This is a genomic window from Verrucomicrobiota bacterium (assembly GCA_021413925.1).
Taxonomy (GTDB): Bacteria; Verrucomicrobiota; Verrucomicrobiia; order Chthoniobacterales; family UBA6821; genus UBA6821.
The window spans coordinates 14,444-35,055 of record JAIOPL010000006.1 but is presented as its reverse complement, the minus strand read 5'-3'; the positions used below and the strand labels follow the sequence as shown (position 1 = coordinate 35,055).

The 20,612-nt window shown below is 54.8% G+C and carries 18 protein-coding genes; 10 read left to right on the top strand and 8 right to left on the bottom strand.

Annotation, left to right across the window (positions count from 1 at the left end):
* Window positions 1-43: 43 nt before the first annotated feature.
* The 7 genes from trpS to K8R57_03760 all read right to left on the bottom strand — a co-directional run bounded on the left by trpS (window position 44) and on the right by K8R57_03760 (window position 6,390).
* Window positions 44-1,006: a tryptophan--tRNA ligase gene (gene trpS / locus K8R57_03790; protein MCE9587419.1), complete on the bottom strand. Its 963-nt coding sequence runs from the start codon at window positions 1,004-1,006 to the stop codon at window positions 44-46.
* 128 nt (window positions 1,007-1,134) lie between these two features.
* Window positions 1,135-2,241 carry a rod shape-determining protein RodA gene (locus tag K8R57_03785; protein ID MCE9587418.1) on the bottom strand — a complete coding sequence of 369 codons (1,107 nt, stop codon included), beginning with the start codon at window positions 2,239-2,241 and terminating at the stop codon, window positions 1,135-1,137.
* 10 nt (window positions 2,242-2,251) lie between these two features.
* Window positions 2,252-3,073: an ATP-binding cassette domain-containing protein gene (locus K8R57_03780; GenBank protein MCE9587417.1), complete on the bottom strand. Its 822-nt coding sequence runs from the start codon at window positions 3,071-3,073 to the stop codon at window positions 2,252-2,254.
* On the bottom strand, window positions 3,070-3,531 hold the full coding sequence (locus tag K8R57_03775) for a PTS sugar transporter subunit IIA (protein ID MCE9587416.1): 462 nt from the start codon (window positions 3,529-3,531) through the stop codon (window positions 3,070-3,072). The genes K8R57_03780 and K8R57_03775 overlap by 4 nt, the downstream gene beginning before the upstream one ends.
* Before the next feature lie 19 nt (window positions 3,532-3,550).
* A complete protein-coding gene (locus K8R57_03770; protein MCE9587415.1) occupies window positions 3,551-4,405 on the bottom strand; it encodes an NAD(+)/NADH kinase in 855 nt (284 codons plus the stop codon).
* On the bottom strand, window positions 4,402-5,211 hold the full coding sequence (locus tag K8R57_03765) for a TlyA family RNA methyltransferase (GenBank protein MCE9587414.1): 810 nt from the start codon (window positions 5,209-5,211) through the stop codon (window positions 4,402-4,404). Before K8R57_03765 ends, K8R57_03770 begins: the two co-directional genes overlap by 4 nt.
* 129 nt (window positions 5,212-5,340) lie before the next feature.
* Window positions 5,341-6,390, bottom strand: a complete 1,050-nt coding sequence (locus K8R57_03760; protein ID MCE9587413.1) for an aldo/keto reductase — start codon at window positions 6,388-6,390, stop codon at window positions 5,341-5,343.
* A gap of 160 nt (window positions 6,391-6,550) precedes the next feature.
* Between K8R57_03760 and K8R57_03755 the strand changes: the two genes are divergently transcribed.
* The 6 genes from K8R57_03755 to K8R57_03730 all read left to right on the top strand — a co-directional run bounded on the left by K8R57_03755 (window position 6,551) and on the right by K8R57_03730 (window position 14,774).
* Complete coding sequence (locus K8R57_03755) at window positions 6,551-9,016, top strand: glycogen/starch/alpha-glucan phosphorylase (protein MCE9587412.1); 2,466 nt, start codon at window positions 6,551-6,553, stop codon at window positions 9,014-9,016.
* 34 nt (window positions 9,017-9,050) lie between these two features.
* Window positions 9,051-10,298, top strand: coding sequence for an FAD-dependent oxidoreductase (locus K8R57_03750; protein ID MCE9587411.1), 1,248 nt, complete (start codon window positions 9,051-9,053; stop codon window positions 10,296-10,298).
* A 483-nt stretch (window positions 10,299-10,781) separates the two neighbouring features.
* Entirely contained in the window at window positions 10,782-11,702 is a 921-nt protein-coding gene (locus K8R57_03745; GenBank protein ID MCE9587410.1) for a sugar phosphate isomerase/epimerase, read from the top strand.
* On the top strand, window positions 11,692-12,744 hold the full coding sequence (locus K8R57_03740) for a flippase-like domain-containing protein (GenBank protein ID MCE9587409.1): 1,053 nt from the start codon (window positions 11,692-11,694) through the stop codon (window positions 12,742-12,744). The genes K8R57_03745 and K8R57_03740 overlap by 11 nt, the downstream gene beginning before the upstream one ends.
* 336 nt (window positions 12,745-13,080) lie before the next feature.
* Window positions 13,081-13,530, top strand: a complete 450-nt coding sequence (locus K8R57_03735) for an SRPBCC family protein (protein ID MCE9587408.1) — start codon at window positions 13,081-13,083, stop codon at window positions 13,528-13,530.
* A complete protein-coding gene (locus K8R57_03730) occupies window positions 13,527-14,774 on the top strand; it encodes a beta-ketoacyl-ACP synthase II (protein ID MCE9587407.1) in 1,248 nt (415 codons plus the stop codon). The genes K8R57_03735 and K8R57_03730 overlap by 4 nt, the downstream gene beginning before the upstream one ends.
* Window positions 14,775-14,838: 64 nt before the next feature.
* On the opposite strand, the gene K8R57_03725 is transcribed toward K8R57_03730, so the two are convergent.
* Window positions 14,839-16,359, bottom strand: coding sequence for a TolC family protein (locus K8R57_03725; protein MCE9587406.1), 1,521 nt, complete (start codon window positions 16,357-16,359; stop codon window positions 14,839-14,841).
* Between the two features lie 72 nt (window positions 16,360-16,431).
* Between K8R57_03725 and K8R57_03720 the strand changes: the two genes are divergently transcribed.
* The 4 genes from K8R57_03720 to K8R57_03705 are packed head-to-tail and all read left to right on the top strand — an operon-like array spanning window position 16,432 to window position 20,604.
* The gene (locus K8R57_03720; GenBank protein ID MCE9587405.1) at window positions 16,432-18,150 is read left to right on the top strand and encodes an AarF/ABC1/UbiB kinase family protein; all 1,719 of its coding nucleotides are present in this window, start codon (window positions 16,432-16,434) and stop codon (window positions 18,148-18,150) included.
* A gap of 60 nt (window positions 18,151-18,210) precedes the next feature.
* Window positions 18,211-18,471, top strand: a complete 261-nt coding sequence (locus K8R57_03715) for a hypothetical protein (GenBank protein ID MCE9587404.1) — start codon at window positions 18,211-18,213, stop codon at window positions 18,469-18,471.
* Window positions 18,468-19,613: a biotin/lipoyl-binding protein gene (locus tag K8R57_03710; protein MCE9587403.1), complete on the top strand. Its 1,146-nt coding sequence runs from the start codon at window positions 18,468-18,470 to the stop codon at window positions 19,611-19,613. The genes K8R57_03715 and K8R57_03710 overlap by 4 nt, the downstream gene beginning before the upstream one ends.
* The gene (locus K8R57_03705) at window positions 19,606-20,604 is read left to right on the top strand and encodes a hypothetical protein (GenBank protein ID MCE9587402.1); all 999 of its coding nucleotides are present in this window, start codon (window positions 19,606-19,608) and stop codon (window positions 20,602-20,604) included. Before K8R57_03710 ends, K8R57_03705 begins: the two co-directional genes overlap by 8 nt.
* The last annotated feature ends 8 nt before the right edge of the window (window positions 20,605-20,612 follow it).

Below are 20,612 nucleotides of genomic sequence, written 5' to 3'. Positions count from 1 at the left end.
CAGTCAAGGGGCATTCCCGTGCAATAACTTCTCCTGAGTAAGTTTATCGGAGGCCAACGGCTTTTCTGAGGCGCTCCATGACGGGTGCCGCGATTTCAGAAGCCCGTTCTCCACCTTGCTTTAGGATGCGGTCGACTTCCGCGGGGTCGGAGGCGAACTGGTCGCGACGATCCCGCATCGGAGCGAAGTACTCGCGGACCGACGAAAGAAGGCGTTTTTTGAAGTCTCCATATCCTTTTCCCCCAGCAAGGAAGTCTGCCTCCATCTCAGCATAGTCGGCGGTGGAGGCGACATGCTTGTAGATGCCAAGAATAGCGGATCCCTCGATTGGCTTCGGAGACTCCACGGAAGTTGAGTCTGTTTGAATCCCCATGATCTTTTTCTTGAGGGCGCTTTCCTCAAGGAAGAGCTCCACGGTGTTGCCGTAGCTCTTGCTCATCTTGGCCCCGTCTGTTCCGGGAATGGCTGCCGATTCATCACGGATCATTGCTTCGGGAAGCTTAAAGATCTCGCCATAGAGTTCATTGATCTTCACCGCGATGTCGCGGGTGACTTCAAGATGCTGTTTCTGGTCCTTGCCGACCGGAACCACGTCGCTGTCGTAGGCCAGAATATCGGCTGCCATAAGGACGGGATAGGAGAATAGTCCGAGTGAAGCATGAAGGCCTTTGGCGAGCTTGTCCTTGTAAGAGTGGCAACGCTCGAGCAGTCCCATCGGGGTGACCGTGGAGAGGATCCACGCAAGTTCCGGAATGCAGGTGATATCGCTCTGACGAAAGAGGCAGGCCTTTGCGGGATCAAGGCCGCAGGCGAGGAAGTCGATCGCTACTTCCCGAGAGTTTCGTCGCAGAGATTCTGCATCTCTGACCGTGGTAAGCGCATGAAGATCTGCGATGAAATAGAAGGCTTCACCTGTTTCCTGCAGTTCGATAGCCGCTTTCATCATCCCGAAGTAGTTGCCGAGATGGGGCAGTCCTGTGGGCTGTATTCCGGAGAGGATGCGCATGGGGAGAAGTGAAAAGTGAAAGGTGGAAAAGTGAAAGGTGGAAAGTGAAAGGTGGAAAGTGATCAAGGCCGGTGGTAACGGGCGAGGGAAGGATCCCCTATTACCTATTCCCAATCACCTATGCCCGATCAATACACCAGCTTTCGGTGGATCCAGATGCTCTGAAGCAGCCCCATGCACGCGATCGTGATAAGCAGAAAAGAACCGCCGTAGCTGACCATCGGCAGAGGAAGTCCGGTGATCGGTGTGACCGCGACAGTCATACCGACGTTCATGAAAATGTGGGTAAAGAGAAGCATCACGATTCCGACAGAGAGTAGTCTTCCCAACAAATCTTGGGCTTGGGATGCCACATAGAGAGCGCTTAGGAGCAGAATCCCGAAAGTCGAGATGAGGAGGATGGCCCCCATAAACCCATGCTGTTCCCCAAACACGGAGTAGATGAAGTCTGTGTGAACGATCGTGCTCGGGAGATAACCGAGCTCATTGAGCGTATTGTGAGCCTTGAATCCCTTGCCCCAGAACCCGGCGCTACCGATCGCATTGAGTGATTGGTTGATGGTCCAGCCAGCACCTTGGGGATCAAGAGAGGGGTCGAGAAAGATCAGGATCCGGTCTTTCTGATAAGGCTTGAGACCGAAGTTTACGACAAGGGGAATCAAGGCCACGCCCATCAGAATGAGTGTGACCAGATAGCGAACCTGGACGCCGGCCACAAACAGCATAGCAAAGAGCACGGGCAACCAGACAAGAGTGCCACCCAGATAGGGTTGGACCAGAATGAGCACGCAGGGAACAAGCGTGATCACCAGGCAAATGAGAATACGAAGCGCCGGATGCATCCCCTCGCTTTCGCTCAGAAAAAGGGCGAAGAGAAGCACACCGCTGAAAATTGCCATCTGAGAAGGCTGGAAGTTTCCAAAGCCAAGATTCAGCCAGCTCCTGGCCCCGAAAACCTTTACTCCGATGAAGAAGACAAGGACAAGGAGGATGACGCTCAGAATGTAGAGGGGAATCGCACCTAGTCTGACCCATTGGTAATCATTGAAGGCGATGACAAAAAAGACGGGGATGCAGATCAGCATCCACTTGATCTGACTGATCCAGAAGGGCGTGTCCCTCATCCATGTGGCGCTGTAGATCGCATAGATGCCAAATGAGCACAGTGCCAGCATCACGATCAGCAGCGGCTTATTGAGGGCGCGAAACTTCCGCGCGAGCATGAGGGTATTCATAGAGTCGTTCTTAGATTCGAGGGACGGCTGCGAGCAGTTCGCGGGTGTAGGGATCCTGCGGGTCTTCCAGTACCTCTCTCGAGGGTCCCGATTCGACGATCTTTCCACGATGCAGGACGAGCACCGAGTCGCTTATGTGTTCCACAACCGCAAGATCGTGCGCGATAAAGAGCATGGCCAATCCCAGTTCCTCCTGAATGTCCTGCAGGAGATTCACGATCTGGGCCTGGACGCTGACATCCAGCGCACTCACCGGTTCGTCGCAGATGAGGAACTCCGGTTCGACCGCCAGCGCACGGGCGATCCCGATCCGCTGGCGCTGACCACCGCTGAACTCATGGGGATATCGCGTTCCCATCTCGGGGGTGAGACCCACGCGCCGCAATAGGGCGGCAACCCGATCGGCACGCTCTCCCGCATTCAACTCCCTGAAATGAATTTCCAAGGCCTCGCCGATGATCCGGGCCACGGTCATCCGGGGATTCAGGGATCCGAAAGGATCCTGAAAAATATACTGAATTCTGCGACGCAGGGGGCGGAACTCCCGTTCGCTCATGGGCAGAATATCCGCTCCCTTCCAGAACGCCTTTCCTGATGTTGCGGCGACGAGTTTCACCAAGGTTCTACCGATGGTGGTTTTACCACTTCCGCTCTCTCCAAGAAGGCCTACGGTCTTACCGGGTGGCACGGAAAAGCTCACGCCATCCACTGCCTTGAAAACATTGGTTTGGCGTTGCAGGATTCCGGATCGGATCGGGAAGTGAACCTTGAGATCGCGCACCTCCAATAATGGAGTAAGGCTTTCGTCCTGAAGTTGTTGCTGGTCGGTCATGCGCGGCACGCTCTCTCCAAGAAGGTTAAGAATTCGGAGGTGTTCTCGAAATCAAGCAGTTCCTGCATGGTTTCCTGATCGCTACAGATGCGTGAAATGGCACCCAGGATTCTGAGATATTCATTATTCACCGCCTCGGGAATTGCCGCGACGAAGATCAGATGGACTCTTTCCTCACGCCCCGGCATGACAATCCCAGCAGTACTCCGGCCAGCAGCCAGTACCAACTCGGAGACGCTTTCAGTCCTGCAATGGTGGAGAAACATGGCTCCAGGAACTTCTCGGAAGGTTTCGTTGAGTGAATTGGCGAGAAGGGCTGATCGAAGCTCTTGCCAATCCCGGACCCTGACATCGCTTCTAAGCGGTGAGAGGATTTCCTCCAGCGCATCGTGATGATCGGTGGCCTTCAACTGAAGCTTTACATCCTTGCTCAGCAGGGAATCGCAAAGGGTATTCATGAGAGGGGATTAGGCTTTGCTAAATATTGCTGCCGCTCCATTTCAGTTTTTGTCGCAGGATTTCCGGGAAGTTACTGTCGGGCATCATGGCAAGCGGAAGTGTGAGCGGAGAGAGTTGCAGGACAACCTGTTCGGAGGGTTTGAGGGCATTAGGTGGACGTCCGTCAATGGTGACAAAGACTTCCTGATTGCCCGAGGAGCGGATAACCACCCTGCTCTTATCCGAGATCACTAGGGAGCGGTTGCTTAGGACATGTGGGCAGATCGGCGTGATGACAAGCGCCCCGCTCTCCGGCATCAGAATGGGCCCTCCCGCGGCTAGCGAGTAAGCGGTGGATCCCGTCGGCGTCGCAACGATCAGTCCGTCGGCATGGTATTCGGTGAGTGGTGCCCCATCCACTGAGGCCTGCAGTTTCACGAGTTGAGAGCGCTCTCCTCGACTGATGGTGACATCGTTCAGCGCGCGCTCCAGGGGAACGCTGCCGCCGGGTCCCTCGATGGTGACATCCAGAAGGCTTCTCGCGCTGAGTAGATAATTTCCGGCTAGGACGCAGTCGATGGCCTTGAGGTATTCTGAAGAACCGAGGCAGGTTAGGAAGCCGAGTGATCCGATGTTGATTCCAAAGATCGGGCGAATATGCCCCCCTGAGCGGTGAAGCGCCCGAAGGATGCTGCCATCACCTCCCATGACAAGGAGAAGATCGCATCGTTCAGAAAGAAGGGCTTCATCCAAGTCGGACTCCCTTCCAATCAGGCCAGCGGTAGCCTTTTCTAAGAGATAAGGAGCGTTTCGCCGGTCGAGCTCGGTGGTGACGGACTGTACAAGGCCGGCAGAGCCATCCTTTCCAACATGAGCGATCAGTCCAACAATCATGGGTTTGGTGAGGGATTGGGTGATGAAGTCAGATCGTTGGTTTCGACGGGAACTGGAACTGTGGAATCTCCCCGGCGGAGCAGTGCCAAAAACTCAATATTGCCCGAGGTGCCAGGAAGAGGCGATTCGATGACACTGTCGAAGCGGTGGCCTGCCGTTATCACCCAGTTTCTAATCGATTCGACGGCTCTCAGACGTGCTGTCGTGTCGCGCACGATGCCGCCCTTGCCGATATCGGCACGGGCGAGCTCGAACTGTGGCTTGATAAGGACGATCATGAGACCCTCTGGGTTTAGCAACTGAAACGCCGCTGGAAGGATCTTCGTCAATGAAATAAAGCTGAGATCTCCCACGATCAGGTCGAAGCATCGGTCGAAATCCGTCGCTGTCAGGTAGCGAGCATTGATCCCCTCGCGGACCTCGACCCTTGGATCTTGTCTCAACGACCATGCGAGCTGGCCTCTGCCGACATCAACCGCTGTGACATGGGCGGCCCAATGCTGGAGAAGGCAGTCCGTGAAGCCTCCTGTCGAGGAACCAAGGTCAAGGCAGGATAATCCCATCGGATCAATCCCGAATCCCGTGAGAGCCCCCTCGAGTTTATGCCCTCCGCGCCCGACATAGCGATCGCGACCCGTGATGAGGATCTCGCTTTCGGGATTTACTTTCGTTCCCGGTTTGTCGGTGATCTGTCCTCTCACAGTGATCTGACCTGCCAGGATGGCCCGTTGAGCTTTCTCCCTGGAATCGAAATGACCCGCATCAAACAGAAGCTGATCGAGGCGGACTCGGGCGAGGGATGCGATTTTCACGGGTTTATGCACTGGTTTTCAACGACCGTGGGTGAAGTTTTACCGATGGATTGGGATTCCCCCTGATGGGTGTTGGGGGAGTCGGTCATCAGTTGCGTGGAATTGTGATCGGAAGCCGGTTTTTTAGGAAATCATGGCTGCAAGTTCTGCAGGCAGTTCCATCTCTCCCTTGAATTTGTGCTCCTCGGGCTCCAGGCCGAAATGGGAGCTTACCAGTTCGCTGATGCGGTTCATCTCATCGTCATTCAGGGGAGGGGAATCCGAAGTTGCTGCAAATTCGGAAATCTGTTCGGCGTTATAGATATTCGGGAGCACGGAGAGTGTGCGAGGGTCCTTCAGCAGCCATTGAATGGCCGCCTGACCCATCGTCCGGTCGGGACGTTCCAAGAAACGGAGTTGCTCGATCTTTTTGACACCGTTGATAAGCCAGCTTTTTGGACGGTGATTGCGGTGATCATTGGGAGGGAAGACCGTATCGGCTGTGTATTTACCCTCCAGCATGCCGGAAGAGTGGGGGACACGGATCAGGAACTTGGTCGGGGCGTTTGTTGCCTCGGCGATCCTATGGAGATCCGATCCTGGGTGTTGTTCCAGAAGATTGTAGATATGCTGGACGACATCGGGTTTACGGCGGGCGATAGCCGAGGCTCCCTCTCCGACCCAACCGATTGCGGGGCCCAGCGCGATGCCTCCATGACGGAATTTCCCTTCGGAGCGGAGGTCTTCCATCACTTCCCACAGGGCATCGTCATTGACCTGTGCTTCGCGGATATTGTGGAGTTGGAGGATATCGATGTGGTCGGTTCCCAACCGCTTCAGGGCCGAATCCACCGCTCCCCTGATCCCCGCGGGGCTGAAGTCCTGGGGAATTTCTTTCTGGCCGCGCCGCCCGTCGCCATGATTCACGAAATCGTAGCCGACCTTGGTGGCGATCACGATCCGTGCGCGCTCCCCGGTGGGGAAGGCCTTGGCAATGAGTTCCTCGCTCCGTCCGTTACCATAGGTGTCTGCGGCGTCGAACAGGTTGATACCCCGATCAGCAGCCTGCCGCATGAGGACCACCGCTTCATCGTCGGTATAGTTCCCCCACCATCCTGTGGAGACGGTCCAGAGACCGAAGCCGATTTCACTTATTTTGAGATCTGAGTCCTTGTTGAGTGTGCGATATTTCATCGTGACTTCAGTGTAACATCCCGAAGACTGATAAACCAAGCTTCGTGACTTGGAACGGCGTTTGCTAATAGACAGAAATGGACTGGGACTATTTTTGGATTGCCACAACAGCCCATCGAGACGAAACCCACAACCTGACCCAGGAACCTTTTCACCCACTATGATAACTCCCGAAGAATTTCATTCCAGCATCGACACCTCTGTTTCCGGCCTGAAGAGCCTGATCGAAAGCCAGCTTAAGTTCAGCCTGGCCCGCGATCCTCAGACTGCAACAAAACGGGACTGGTGGCTTGCCACCTCGAAGGCCGTCGAATGCGTCGTCATCGAACGCCTGATGGCGACCCAGACGAAACACCGCGCCGAAAACACCAGGCGTCTTTACTACCTCTCATTGGAGTTCCTCATGGGGCGTCTTTACATTAACAGCTTTTACAGCGCCGGTATTTACCAGAACATGGAGCTCGCTATTAAAGAACTGGGGCTCGATGTCGATGCACTCCGCCATGAAGAGTACGATATGGGGCTCGGCAACGGCGGGTTGGGGCGTCTAGCTGCTTGCTTCCTGGATTCACTAGCCACCCTTGACCTGCCTGCCATCGGCTACGGAATCAACTACCAGTACGGGCTTTTCAAACAGGAGTTCCGTAACGGTTATCAGGTGGAGCTTCCCGACGACTGGATGAAGTACGGCACTCCTTGGGAGATTGTCCGTCCCGAGCACACCACCGAGGTTGAGCTCTACGGTCAGGTCGAGAATGTCTTCGATGACCTGGGCAACTATGTTCCGAAATGGACCGGCACCAAGAAACTGATGGGCATTCCTTACGATATTCCGATTCCAGGATACGGAACGAACACGGTCAATTTCCTTCGCCTCTGGTCCTCGAAGGCGCACGAGGACTTCGACTTTGAGGCCTTTAATCGCGGCGGATACGACGAGGCGGTGAGAGATAAAAACTACAGCGAAACGGTCTCCAAGGTACTTTATCCCAACGATAAGACGGAGAGCGGCAAGGAACTGCGCCTGATCCAGCAGTACTTCTTCGTTGCCTGCTCGCTGAAGGATATCATCCGCCGATTCCGCAGGAGCAACACGGATTGGAACGATTTTCCGGAGAAAGTGGCCATCCAGCTCAACGACACCCATCCGGCCATCGCCGTGGTAGAACTCCAGCGCCTCCTCCATGATATTTACGGCCTCCCTTGGAAAAAGGCCTGGGATATCGTCACCCGCACTTTCGCCTATACGAACCACACGCTTCTCCCCGAAGCCCTTGAGAAATGGAGTGTTGGCCTGTTTGCAAAAGTTCTTCCGAGGCATCTGCAGATCATTTTTGAGATCAACAAGATCTTCCTTCTGGAGGTCGAGGCGAAGTGGCCCGGGGATCTCGACATGGTCCGTAAGCTTTCGCTGATCGAGGAGGGGCATCCCCAGATGGTCCGCATGGCCAATCTTTCCGTTGTCGGAAGCCACTCGGTGAACGGGGTTGCCGCCCTGCACACCCAGTTGCTGAAGAGTGATCTGTTTCCCGAGTTTGACGCGCTCTATCCCGGCAAGTTTAACAACAAGACCAACGGCATTACCCCGCGCCGCTGGCTACTGGCATGCAATCCCCGCCTGAGTTCCCTGATCAGTTCGAAGATCGGTCGCGGATGGGAACGCGATCTCACCCAAATCCGCGGCATCGAGGCTTATGCCAAGGATCCTGAGTTTCAGAAGCAGTTCATGGAGGTGAAGCATGCCAACAAGATCGACCTTGCCCACATCATCAAGCGGGATTGCGGTATCGAGGTTGATCCTTCGGCACTCTTTGATGTGCAGATCAAGAGGCTGCATGAGTACAAGCGCCAGCACCTGAATCTGCTACACATCCTAGCCCTCTACCGGCGCCTGTTACAGAATCCCACACTCGACATCGCACCCCGTGTCTTCATCTTCGGAGCCAAGGCGGCTCCCGGTTATGATCTGGCCAAGAACATCATCAAGGCCATCAATTCCGTAGGTGCCAAGATCAATGCTGATCCCCGGATCAACAACAAGTTGAAGGTGGTCTTTCTGCCCAATTACCGCGTTTCGCTTGCACAGCGCATCGTGCCGGCAGCCGATCTCTCGGAGCAGATCTCAACAGCCGGCAAGGAGGCTTCCGGAACAGGAAATATGAAGCTGGCGCTGAATGGGGCGCTCACGATCGGCACGCTGGACGGTGCCAATGTCGAGATCCAGGAAGAGGTCGGAAAGGAGAATATCTTCATCTGCGGCATGACCGTCGAGGAGGTGGAGGACCTCTGGAAGAAGGGTTACAACCCGCAGGATTTCCTGGCAGCTGATGAGGAACTCAAGGCCGTGGTGGATTGGGTGGGATCGAACTATTTCACCCCCGACGAACCGCCCGGGGTTTTCACCATGCTCCATGACAACCTCGTCTACAGTGATCCTTTCCTCTGCCTGCCGGATTTCCGTTCTTATAGTGATGCCCAAGAGCGGGTCGATATTGCCTTCCGGGATAAATCGCGTTGGGCCGAAATGGCGATTCTCAACACGGCTCGCATGGGCAAGTTCTCCAGTGATCGCACGATTTCGGAATATGCCCGCGAGATCTGGCATCTCGACCCTCTGAAAGTGTAGGGATTCTTTCAGACTACGCCTGTCCTCAATCCTTATGGTGCTCATTGTCGGAGCTGGCCTTGCAGGTCTTGCTTGTGCAATCCGCCTGCAGGAGGCCGGTGTTGAATGGCTACTGTTGGAGTCGGAGGATCTCCCCGGTGGCCGGGTTGCCACGGAGATTACTCCGGAGGGTTATCGTCTCGACCGGGGCTTCCAGGTGCTTCTCGATTCCTATCCTACGGCGCGTAGCCTTCTGGACCTTCATGCCCTGCAACCCCGTTATTTTCAGAGCGGTGCCCTGATGGTTGGCGAGGAAGGTTGGGAGAGGATACTCAATCCGCTTCATCATCCCGCCTGGTTGCTTTCCGCTCCCTTTATCCGATCGTTTTCTCTGCGTGAAAAGGTAACTCTTGGCATTCTTGGTGCCCTTCAGTCTCTCCGTTCCGATGAGTCGTTGCTTGCTCACGAGGCTGGGAAATCGGCTTTGCAGGAAATTTCTCGATTCGATCTGGATGGTGATGTTCTGGAGAAGTTTCTCAGACCTTTCTTTGCCGGTGTCTTTCTGGATAACAAACTCGGAACCGATGCCTCTGTCTTCCGCTATGACCTGAAGAAATTCGCTCTTGGAAAGGCCCTGCTACCAGCCAAGGGAATGGGGGAGATTCCCCGGCAGCTCGCTGCGCGGCTACCCTCGTCCAGGCAACGCTATGGCGCTCGCGTTCAGGCGCTCCTGCGCAAAGATAAGGCTGGCGACTGCGTCACCGGGGTAGAGCTTGCCAGCGGAGAGAGAATTGAGGCGGATTGTGTAATCCTGGCTACTGAAGAACGGACAACCTGTCTATTGCTAGGCTTGCAGGAACAACGCGCTTGGAGTCAGGTATCCACCTTTTACTTCACGGGCAACGATCCCCTCTACGAGGGAGGGCTGCTGGTGTTGCCCGAGGGAAAGGGCACTCTAGTCAGGCACTTTACGGATCTTACGAACACGGCACCCGAATACGCCCCCGAGGGAAAAAGACTTCTTTCCGCGACCGTTCTCAATCCTCCAGTCGGTGATCTTTCAGGACAAGTTCAGGCCGAGATTACCCGATACTTGGCTGATTTTAGAGGATGGAAGTTTCTTCAAGAAATAAGAATTGCTCGGGCCCTTCCCTCCCAAAGCCCGGGATTTCAGCAACTCCAACCCGACCGCCGCCCCTCTCCCAATCTCTGGCTGGCTGGGGATCAGGTTGCCCATGCCAGCATCGACTCCGCGCTTGCCAGCGGACTTCGTACAGCCGATGAAGTGATCTCTTATCGGTGAACGTGGGATTCTCACGCAGACGCAGAGGACTAGACCATCTTCTAGTCAATCTGTCGCTTGAGGGGAGACTGCATGATTAATCTGGAACTCAGGAAGGGAAATGCAGAACAAAAGGGACTGCGGGATGGAAAGTAAGCCAAGGAGGGTGGCGATCTCTTGTAAGAGAGAAATCCGCACATGACCCTGGGGCACAGTGGAAAGAACGCAATATCCATGGAGCAGGACCCATCGGTTCTTTCAACGTCGGCACGACACCTCTCCAGTCTCATTCATTTCCTGAGTTCATGAGTTCCAGATTCATTTTCTCTTCCTCACCCTTTTTCAGAGCGTCAGAATAAATCAACAATGCTCTAAGATGAAGAACGGATGATGTTGGGGATTGGTATAAACCAGGATTTCTGTCGTCCCAGGGTCTTTCTATTCACTTCCTGAGTTCCTGAGTTCCATATTAATTAGTTCTCAGATTCCTTTAGTATTCTTCCCATGCTCGCCTTCTCAACCAACTGGAACGCCGGACGTCATCATGACGGCGCCTCGATTGTGAGGGAGATCCTGGAGCTGGGATTCGATACCATCGAGCTCGGTCACGGGCTTTCGGTCTCGCAACTTCATGGAATCCGAGGGGCTTTTTCCCAAGGAGACTTCAAGGTTTTGAGTGTTCATAATTTCTGCCCGATGCCGATCGAGGTCCTCGCGGATAATCCGGACTGCTACGAGTTTACCTCTCATCGACTGGGGGAGAGAGAGCGTGCCATGAGGCTCACTCGTCAGACCATGGAGACGGCCTTGGAGTTCGGGGCGCGCTTTGTAGTGCTTCACTTGGGTCGCATCATGCCATTGCGGGGAATGACGCATTCCCTGCTGGATGCATTGAGAGCCAAGGGTGTGGCGGACCGTAACTATAACCGTGCCAAGCTCGACGCCTTACAGAAAAGGGAAAAGCAGGGACCGGGTTTTCTAGATCGTGTGACCCGCTTGCTGGAGCCGCTGCTGGAACAGGCCTCCGCGATGGGGCTTACGCTGGTCGTCGAGAATAGAAGCGACTTCGAGGCCGTTCCGACAGAGCGGGAATTACTAGCACTCCTCCGCCGCTTCAATTCTCCCTATCTTCGCTACTGGCATGACTTTGGCCATGCTCAGATGAGAGAAAGCCTCGGCTTGCTCGATCATGCCCAGTGGCTTCAGGAGATAGCTTATTTCGCCGTGGGTGCTCATCTTCAGGACGCGCGTTGGCCAGATGAGGATCATCTTGTTCCTTTCGAGGGAGAAATTCCTTTCGACCAGCTCATTCCTCTTCTGCCATCATCCCTCCCTTACGTCCTTGAACTCTCTTCACAGGCGACCCCCGCAGCCATTCAGGCCGCTGTCGCAAAGTGGAAAACCTTGGCCCTAAATGAATCTTAAAAAAATCATCATGACGCTTGTGCAGGCAGGCGTGACGCTACTCCTTCTCTGGTTACTCTTTCACGATCCTGTGCGTCGTCACCAAATGGCTCAGGCCCTGCATACGGCAAATCTCCTCTGGCTGATTCCCGGATTCCTCTGTTTCGGCCTTGTGCTCGTTTGCGGTGCTTTCCGCTGGCAGCTTCTCATGAAGGTACAGGGAATCTCCCTGGGGTGGGTCCGCGTTTGGAAACTTGTCATGATCGGGATGTTTTTCAATCTCTGTCTCCCAGGTGGTGTGGGAGGCGATCTCATCAAGGTCTTCTTTGCCATGCGAGAGGCTCCCAAGTCCAAAAGCGCTGTGTTTTTGAGCATTATCGTTGACCGCATCGCAGGGATGTTCGCATTGATCATCGTCTCCGCCTGGGTCTTTGCTTGGTTCTACAAACCACTGATGTCCCTGCCGATGATCAGGGCTTTCCTCCTGACCGTCACCATCATCTTTTGCGCCTTCATCGGTCTGATCGCCATGGGGCTCATCATCGATCGGTTTCATCTTGCAAAAAAACTTCCCGCCAAGATGCCGGGCCATGCGGCGATCCTTGATGTCGCGGGGGCCTTTTCCATCTATGCACGAGACTGGAAAGCGGTGGTGCTCGCCGTTCTGATCTCTATGCCGCTGAATGCCTTCATCTTCGGTACGGCCATCTTCGCCGCCTATGCCTTTGTGGGAAATCCTGGAGCCGCTGCCATGACTTCGGTAATCCCCATCGTTAACACAATCAGTTCCCTGCCGATCAGTTTGGCCGGAATCGGAGTTCGAGAGGGGCTGTTCTCCGTGATGCTAAATTCCCTCTACGGAACGCCGGTTGATCTTGCGGTGCTGATCTCGATCACAGGATTTGCCCTGTGCGTCGGATGGGGATTGATCGGGGGAGTTATCTACATGTCCTACAGGCCTGCCGACGGAGGGAAGGTCTCAATCGGCGAGATGGAGGCTCAGGTAGGAACTGTCGAGCATCAGATTGAGTTAGAGGAAGAGGCCTCCGGCGATCGGGCCTGATTTTCTGACCTCACGGATTATGAAATCGTCCCGATCAACAGAGCGGGTGGTGGATTTTTCCATGAGTGCGGATGGGAGAGTTAACTCCCCGTCGGGATTTGACCCGTCGAAATGTCTGGAAGAGGCACAGGAAGTTTTCGTCCGGATCCATCCCGTGATTGAAGGAAATGCGCAATCAAAGGGAAAGAGCGGTTTTTGCAAAGGGTTCCTCTCCAAGGATCAGGAGCAATGGTTCATTCTCAGATCAGTTCAGGATGAAGGGGAAGGTGTTGCCCGACTCCATTATGTCCGGGATCCTAAGAATGGTAAGAAGACCAAAAAGAGTAAAACGCGTTGATGCATACCGAGTCATCCATCCTGATCAAGGCACCGATGGATCGGGTGTTTTCCATGACATCGGATCTGACCCTATGGCCAGCCTATCTGCCCCACTACCGATGGGTGAGATGGATCGAGGGTGGTCCTGATCACGGCATTGTCGAGATGGCCGCGATGCGTGGGTCGATTCCCGTCAAGTGGACTTCGGAGTTTCATAGAGATTCCAAGAACCCCGAGAAACCGGAGCTTTGGTTCCGTCATCTCAGTGCCTTCACCAAGGGTATGGAAGTTCGCTGGATCTATCATCAGCGTGAGAATGGCGTTCATGTAACAATCGAGCATGATCTGAAGTTCCGCTGGCCGCTTCTGTCTCCGATCGCAAATCCGATCATTGGCGATTTCATGATCGGTTGGGTAGCACCCCGGACACTCGCTACATTCAAAAAACTTCTGGAGGTAACCAAATGAACACAGCCCGATCCACCCGCCGAGCCGTCATAACTGGAATTGGCCCTATCAGCTGCATCGGAATCGGGAAAGAGTCTTTCTGGCGAGGTATCCTTGCTGAAAAAAGCGGTATCGCCCCGCTGACTCGCTTCGATCTTAGCGGGTTGGATGCACGCTCGGCCGGACAGGTCGACACTTTCGATCCCTTGAACTACTTTCCGGCAAAAATGCTTCGGCGTTTGGACCGCTATGCCCAGTTTGCCGTCTCGAGTGCCCTCCTTGCTTTGGAGGATAGCGGACTCGACTACTCGCCCGAGTCTCCCGATCCGCGCAGGGGGGTCAGCTTCGGAACGGCTCTTGGTGGCATTTGTAATGCCGAGAAAGAACATGATGCCTTTGTGAAGGGGGGATTCAAGGCGGTGAGCCCGCTTCTCGCGCTCCAAGTCTTCGGCGGTTCCGCTCACTCCAACATCGCCATCACCTGCGGCTTCCAGGGTGTCGGTACCACCAACTCGAACAGCTGTGCGAGCGGGACCGTGGCCCTGGGCGAGTCCCTGCGCTATATCCGCGACGGGATTGCCGATGTGATGATTGCGGGTGCCTCCGAGGCTCCGCTGAGTCCCTTGACCTATGGGGCTTTCGCAAACATCAGGACGATGAGCGAAGCAGATCCCTCCGTTTCCTGCAGACCCTTTGATCTGAACCGCGATGGCTTCGTCATGGGGGAGGGGGCTGCATCGCTGGTCGTCGAGGAGTATGAACATGCCAAGGCCCGTGGAGCCCGTATCTACGCTGAGATCCTGGGTTTCTCTCATAATAATGATGCCTATCACATGACGTCACCGCATCCGAATGGTGCGCCGACGATCAGGGCCATTAAGGACGCCCTTGCCGATGCCGCGACGAATCCGGAAGAGATCGGATACATCAATGCCCATGGCAGTTCGACCCAAGTCAATGACAGCAATGAAGCCCGTTGCATCCATACCGTCTTTGGTAGCCATGCCGCATTGATTCCGGTCAGCGGAACTAAGGCCTACACGGCCCATCCGCTTGGCGCGACTGGGGCCATTGAAGCCGTGATCTGCTGCTTGGCGATGACAGAGGGGTACCTTCCACCAACGCTGCACTACGAGACCCCTGATCCCGACTGCGCACTTGATGTCATTCCAAATCATGGCCGCCAAACCCGCCCCAGAAAAATCCTCTCTAATTCCTTCGGCTTCGGAGGGATTAATTCATGCCTCATTCTCGGCTCCGTCTAAGGCATAGAAAGGCTTGGGTAGTACTTTGAGGGCAACTCAAAGGTAAAATAGCATTCCTTCAGAGCTACAAGGTGGCGGGTTTGAGTTTGGTTCCCGCAGGGGGGGAGAATTGTCCCATCGACAAGGAGAGAGCGGCCAAACTGGTCAGATAATCAGCTTGAGCGCCTGCCTGCTCGAATCGGGCTGCTGCCAGAGCGCTCTGACTCGAGATCAGATCGGTGATGGTGGCGAGACCATTCTGGAAGGCCGCCTGTGCGGCGTTGAAGTTCTCGTTGGCCGAAGTCACAAGGGAGAGTGCGTAGGTGACACGCTTGCGAGCCTTGAGAGAATCGTTGTAGCTGGTCCAGACATCACGGGTCGTCTCGAGTCGCGTGGCCTCGGCATTAGAGCGTGCCTCGGACTCCTCGGCTTGACGCTTCTTGACGCGCTCGACTCGCTCGAATCCGTCGAAGAGATCCCAGCTCATGACGGCAAAGCCCCCGACGTTATTGTAAGTGTTGTTGAAAGTTCCGTTCACACCACTTTGCTGCGCTTTATATCCATAAGATTCACTGTTCCAAGAACCCTGCAGTGACACCTTGGGTAGAAAGTCTGCCTTGGCACGTTCTGTGGCCGCTCTGCTGGCCTGAATATCTGCAATGCGTGCCGCCAGGTCGGGGCGCTTGGCCACCGCGGTATCGATGAGTTGGTCTACCTTTACTGAGAGGCCTTCAAGGGGCCCGTTCTCCTTGGAGTCCAAGGTGACTCTCAGTGGGGCATTGGCCTCTAGACCTGTGGCAACCCGGAGATTTCCAAGGGTGACCTCGACATTCCTATCAGCGGTTGCGAGATCAAATTCAGCTTGGGAGAAAGTCTTCCTCGCGGCATCCAGTTCAGGCTTCGTTCCGAGTCCGTTGGCCACCTGTGCCTCGACCATTGCCAGTAGGGTCCTGGTGAACTCTAGATTCGTCCTGGTGGCATTCCGTTGAGAAAGTGCTGCCGTATGGGCAAAGTAGGATTGCTGCACGGCGAAGACGGTGGTTTGGACGCGACGACTAAAGGTGAGATTTGCCCCGTCAAGAAGAGCGACTGTGCGACGGACATCCGCCGCCCTGCGACCAAAATCCAGCAGGAGATACTCGAGCTGCAAGCCTGGTTTGATGCTGACTCGCTGATAGGTCTCAGGGCCCGTCTGAATAGGGTTATAACTCTGATCGTAGCCTGCTGATGCCTGAAATCTCAGCTTTGGATAGTAGGGGGCTTTTGCCTCTCCAACGCTGGCAGAGGAGGCAACGGCATTGAACCAAGCGGAGCGTGTGTAGGGGTTATTGGCCAAGGAGAGCTCTATCAATGGGGCGAGTTCGTAGGAACGATTCGGATCAAAGGAACCTGTGTGCTCTGCGAGAGGGAATGCCTTCTGATGACCCAAGAGTGGGTCCATGATGTTTCGGTCATTTCCACGACTTGCCTGGGATCCAAGAGCGAGCACGACTGTAAGCAGTGCCGTCAGATTGACTCGGGTTGCTTTGTGGATGGAAAAGCTCACAGGGATGACTCGACTCTCATAACGGCGGTAGGAAGTGACGATGGAGTGATCTTCCTGCAAACTCAATCCCTTCCTTGATGGGGTGGGGAATGGTGTTGCTATGGCTGAAGTGGAACGATTTGATCACTTCCTGTGATCCCTGAAATCCGCTCCGCCGTCGGCTTTGCCGCTCAATTACCGCGTTACAACGAGATTGTCACCATCCTGTTCAAGTATGGATTTGCCGATGTCCTGAAGCTCGTTGCTTGGCAGCAGTTGATCGGGGTGGACAAAGCGGTTCTTGAGACCCATGCGACCGGTCTTCTCGCCAAGCCTCCTCAGGAGCGTCTGCGCCTAGCCTTGGAGGAGTTGGGGCCCACCTTCATCAAGTTCGGTCAGATACTGAGTTCCCGCCGCGATCTGGTCGATGACACCTACTATGACGAACTCTGCAAGCTTCAGGATAATGTCCCCACTTTCCCGGGAAGCCTGGCCAAGGAGATCTTTGCCCGTGAGCTTGGGAAGCCTGTGGAAGTGGCGTTTCTCGAATTTGATGAGAAGCCGATCGCAGGTGCCTCGATTGCCCAGGTGCACCGCGCAGTCACCCTTGACGGGGTGACTGTTGCCGTCAAAGTCCAACGCCCCGACATCCGTCCCGTGATTGAGCAGGATCTTTCCATTCTGGTAGATCTGGCGAAGTTTCTGGAACAGCATGTTGCCGATCTTGCCTCGTTGAATCCCTTTGCGGTGGTGCAGGAGTTCGCGGAGACCCTGAAGATGGAACTCGACTTCACGCACGAGGCGGGGAATGCGGAACGTTTTGCCGAACAGTTCCGTGGCAATCCTACCATCAAGGTGCCCAAGCTCTTCCGAGAGTTGAGCGGGGAGAGGATACTGACGATGGAGTTCATCTCGGGCCATTCCGTGACAAAGAGCGAGAAGCTTAGATCCCATGGTATCGATCCTGTCGCCCTCTCGGAGAGCATCTCCGGCCTGATCTACGAGCAGGTCTTCACACATGGTTTTTTCCACGGGGATCCCCATCCTGGGAACATGACGATCATTGAGTCGAAGGAGACTCCCGGTGGCGGGGTGCTGGGTCTGTATGACTATGGTATGATGGGGGCGTTTTCTCCGAGTTTCCGATCTAATCTGGCCCACCTCATCGCGGGTCTCGGGGAGAAGGACAATCGGCAGGTGATGCTCGCGCTGATCGACCTTTCCGAGGATGGGAATGTCGAGGATTTCGACCGGATGCTACGGGATGTCGAGGAGTTCAGTGATAAGCATCTCAACAAGCCGCTCTCCGAGATCAATCTCTCCCTTGTCCTGAACAACCTGCTTGAACTTCTCCGAGTTCATCGTCTTCGGATGAAGGGGAGCTTCTACCTCGGAATCAAGGCGCTCTCCCAAGTCGAGGCGGTGGGCCGTGCCCTGAATCAGGAACTGAATTTCGTCGAGCTCGGCCGTCCCTATGCCGAGAAACTGATCGCCGGGAAATACATGCCCGGGCACCTGCTGGAGCTTCTGAAAAAGCTTGGCACCGCCTCGGTGGACTTTCTGGAGGTTTTTCCAAGTGATTTCCGGGTGCTTTGGAACAGGATGAAGCGGGGGGAGATCACCATTCCTCTTCAGCACAAGATCGATGCCAAGGGGATCGAACCACTCCGTGTCACCCTCGACTCAATCGCCAATAGGTTGGCTAATGCGATCGTAGCCGCCTCGGTGATGATCTGCTCAGCCATCCTGATTCATTCCGGCATCCCACCTAAGATCTGGCATATTCCAATCATTGGCCTGGTCGGTCTCTGCTGGGGTGGGTACATGTGCCTTCGCCTTGCCCTCTCCACCTGGAAGCACGGCGGACTTTGAGCGGGTGAAGGGATTCAATTAGCGTTGCTCCTCGATCGGTCGCAATCTTAAGGTGGCAGGATGAATCTTCGGATCGTTTCCTCACTCCTGCTCGTCCTGTTGACGATGACGGGTTGCGATCCGCAGATTAATATCGCAGGAGCCTACTTTCCGGCTTGGCTGGCCTGCACCCTTGGGGGTTTATTCCTTTTTTGGTTATTGCATCTGGTGTTCCTGAAAGCGGGCTTGCTGCCGTACCTTTTCCCGTTGCCTCTCGTGTACGGGGCGCTGATTGCATCCCTTTCCTGCATCCTGTGGCTTCTTTTCTTTGCTGCCTCATGAGTGATCCATTATCAGGTGGCAAACTGCTTCGCAGGGCGCTCGGGATTCTAATTTCCGTGGCTAGCTTTGTGTCGGTGGCAGTTCTTGCCCGGTTGGTAGACCAAAACATCGCCAAAAACCCCCGAACCGAGGATGCACAGGTGCGTGCCAATGTAATTGGCGTGGCCACACAGGTAGGAGGTACGATCACGGGTATCCATGTGAAGGATAATCAACTGGTTCACAAGGGGGACCTGCTCTTTGAAATCGACTCTCGGCCTTATGCCGCCGAGGCGGAGAAAGCGAAGGCTCAGTTAGCTCTTACGGAACTTGAGATTCAGGCTTACCAAGACCAGATTGCTGCCTCGGAGGCGCAACTTAAGCAAAGCGAGGCCAAAGCTGCCTATGCGGTCGATTATGCGAAGAGAGTGCAGGCTCTTGTCGGGAATCTTTATGTCACGATTGACAAAAACCAACTCGCCCAGACGGAGGCGGTCACTGCAACCGACAAGGTCTCCCAAGACAAAGCCGCACTGGAGCGGGCTCGTAATCTTCTTGGTAATCAGGGTGATGTGAATGTACGACGAATTGCGGCTCAAGCCGCCCTGAAGGATTCCGAGCTGAAACTCTCTTACTGCAAGGTCTATGCTACCTGTGATGGGTATGTCACTAATCTCCAGATCACGCCGGGTGCCTACGCTGCCGTGGGGGAGCAGATCTTCTCCCTTGTTGATAAGAAGATCTGGTATGTCCTCGCCAATTTTCGTGAGACCGACCTGAAGAGGATGCGCCCCGGCATGAGTGTTGATGTCTATCTGATGGCAGAATCGGGAAATAAGCTCCGAGGAATCGTCCAAGGGTTACCCAAGGCTGTTGTTGCTCTTAACACCCCTTCAAATAATGCGCCCGGAGGCGAGGGGATTTTGTCCAGAGTCTCACCAACCATTGATTTCATCCTGCTAGCCCAGCGTTACCCTGTACGCATCGTGCTGGATGAGCCTGAGGGGCATTCCTTCCGGATGGGAGGGACGGCCTCCGTGATTGTCCACACCGATAGCGATATTGAGGAGGGAGTGAAGGTCATCACTCGCCTCCAGCAGCTACAGGATACCGAATTTGTTTCCCCAATGGGCAGTGCGGGGCGGATTCCCCTCAATGAGTGACGCCTGGCGCCCTGCCTGTAGGTTGGCCCTGGCGGTGGCCCTCGCGCTGCTAGTCATCCTGACGCTGAAATTTCCTCATAGCTTCCGGGCGATGCTCGCAGTCTCCCTGCTTGCAAATCTCCCTACCTTCCGTAAGAGCACAATGAGGCAGAGGCTCTTGCTGGTCTGGATCGTCGGCACCATGGGTAGTGTGGTGGAGGCCTTGTTCCTTGATGCTCCTTGGCTCTATGCCCCAGCTTACCTTCTGCTGATCTACATCACCATGGCGATGGCTTCCAGAAGCCGTGATGCCGCCACCATGACATTGCTGGTCTACGGCTTAAGCGGATCACTGATTTCTGGGAAAATTGCAGATTCGGCCCCTATTATGGGAGGATTTTACCGAACCCTAGCTGTGACGATCGGGATCTTTGCCGCAGCAGTTGTATTTTACATCATCCCATTGAGAAAGGGATACCGGCCCCAGCTTCCTGAGCCGGTGCACTTCACCGGTCGTGATACCTTCTTTCTGGGAATTGTGGGAGTCATCTGTCTGGTCGGAGGTCATACCTTTGTTCCTGAAAACAGAGTCTTTGCTATCATGGGAGGGATTCCTTGGGGGATCCAGTTGCTCTCGGCATCGACGTCCTCACTGAGAGTCCGACTGGTGGGTGCCGTGCTGGGCACCCTGGTTGCCATGTTCACACTCAGTGTTCTCTCGGCCTCCACGAACAATGTTGCAATCTACATGATCGTTGTCTGCTGTGTGATGGGAGTAGTTGGATATCTGGGATCTAGTATTCCTTGGGTCAAGCCAGGATGTGCACAGTTCGCGGTGTGCTTTATGATCCCCACGGGAATGTTACCCGGACCGATTCAGAACTTTCACCAGGTCTTTTCGATTGTCGAGGCCATGTGGCTGGGAATCATTTTGGCCTCTCTGCTCTTCTATCTTCATCAATGGTTACTCTCGGTAGAGAGAGCTGTCGAAGGGGCCTCTCATCGTGTATAATAATAGCC

Excerpts from the sequence above, each read along its gene's own strand:
- trpS (MCE9587419.1), bottom strand. The coding sequence starts at position 1,006 with ATGCGCATCCTCTCCGGAATACAGCCCACAGGACTGCCCCATCTCGGC.
- K8R57_03785 (MCE9587418.1), bottom strand. The coding sequence starts at position 2,241 with ATGAATACCCTCATGCTCGCGCGGAAGTTTCGCGCCCTCAATAAGCCG.
- K8R57_03780 (MCE9587417.1), bottom strand. The coding sequence starts at position 3,073 with ATGACCGACCAGCAACAACTTCAGGACGAAAGCCTTACTCCATTATTG.
- K8R57_03775 (MCE9587416.1), bottom strand. The coding sequence starts at position 3,531 with ATGAATACCCTTTGCGATTCCCTGCTGAGCAAGGATGTAAAGCTTCAG.
- K8R57_03770 (MCE9587415.1), bottom strand. The coding sequence starts at position 4,405 with ATGATTGTTGGACTGATCGCTCATGTTGGAAAGGATGGCTCTGCCGGC.
- K8R57_03760 (MCE9587413.1), bottom strand. The coding sequence starts at position 6,390 with ATGAAATATCGCACACTCAACAAGGACTCAGATCTCAAAATAAGTGAA.
- K8R57_03755 (MCE9587412.1), top strand. The coding sequence starts at position 6,551 with ATGATAACTCCCGAAGAATTTCATTCCAGCATCGACACCTCTGTTTCC.
- K8R57_03750 (MCE9587411.1), top strand. The coding sequence starts at position 9,051 with ATGGTGCTCATTGTCGGAGCTGGCCTTGCAGGTCTTGCTTGTGCAATC.
- K8R57_03745 (MCE9587410.1), top strand. The coding sequence starts at position 10,782 with ATGCTCGCCTTCTCAACCAACTGGAACGCCGGACGTCATCATGACGGC.
- K8R57_03740 (MCE9587409.1), top strand. The coding sequence starts at position 11,692 with ATGAATCTTAAAAAAATCATCATGACGCTTGTGCAGGCAGGCGTGACG.
- K8R57_03735 (MCE9587408.1), top strand. The coding sequence starts at position 13,081 with ATGCATACCGAGTCATCCATCCTGATCAAGGCACCGATGGATCGGGTG.
- K8R57_03730 (MCE9587407.1), top strand. The coding sequence starts at position 13,527 with ATGAACACAGCCCGATCCACCCGCCGAGCCGTCATAACTGGAATTGGC.
- K8R57_03715 (MCE9587404.1), top strand. The coding sequence starts at position 18,211 with ATGAATCTTCGGATCGTTTCCTCACTCCTGCTCGTCCTGTTGACGATG.
- K8R57_03710 (MCE9587403.1), top strand. The coding sequence starts at position 18,468 with ATGAGTGATCCATTATCAGGTGGCAAACTGCTTCGCAGGGCGCTCGGG.
- K8R57_03705 (MCE9587402.1), top strand. The coding sequence starts at position 19,606 with ATGAGTGACGCCTGGCGCCCTGCCTGTAGGTTGGCCCTGGCGGTGGCC.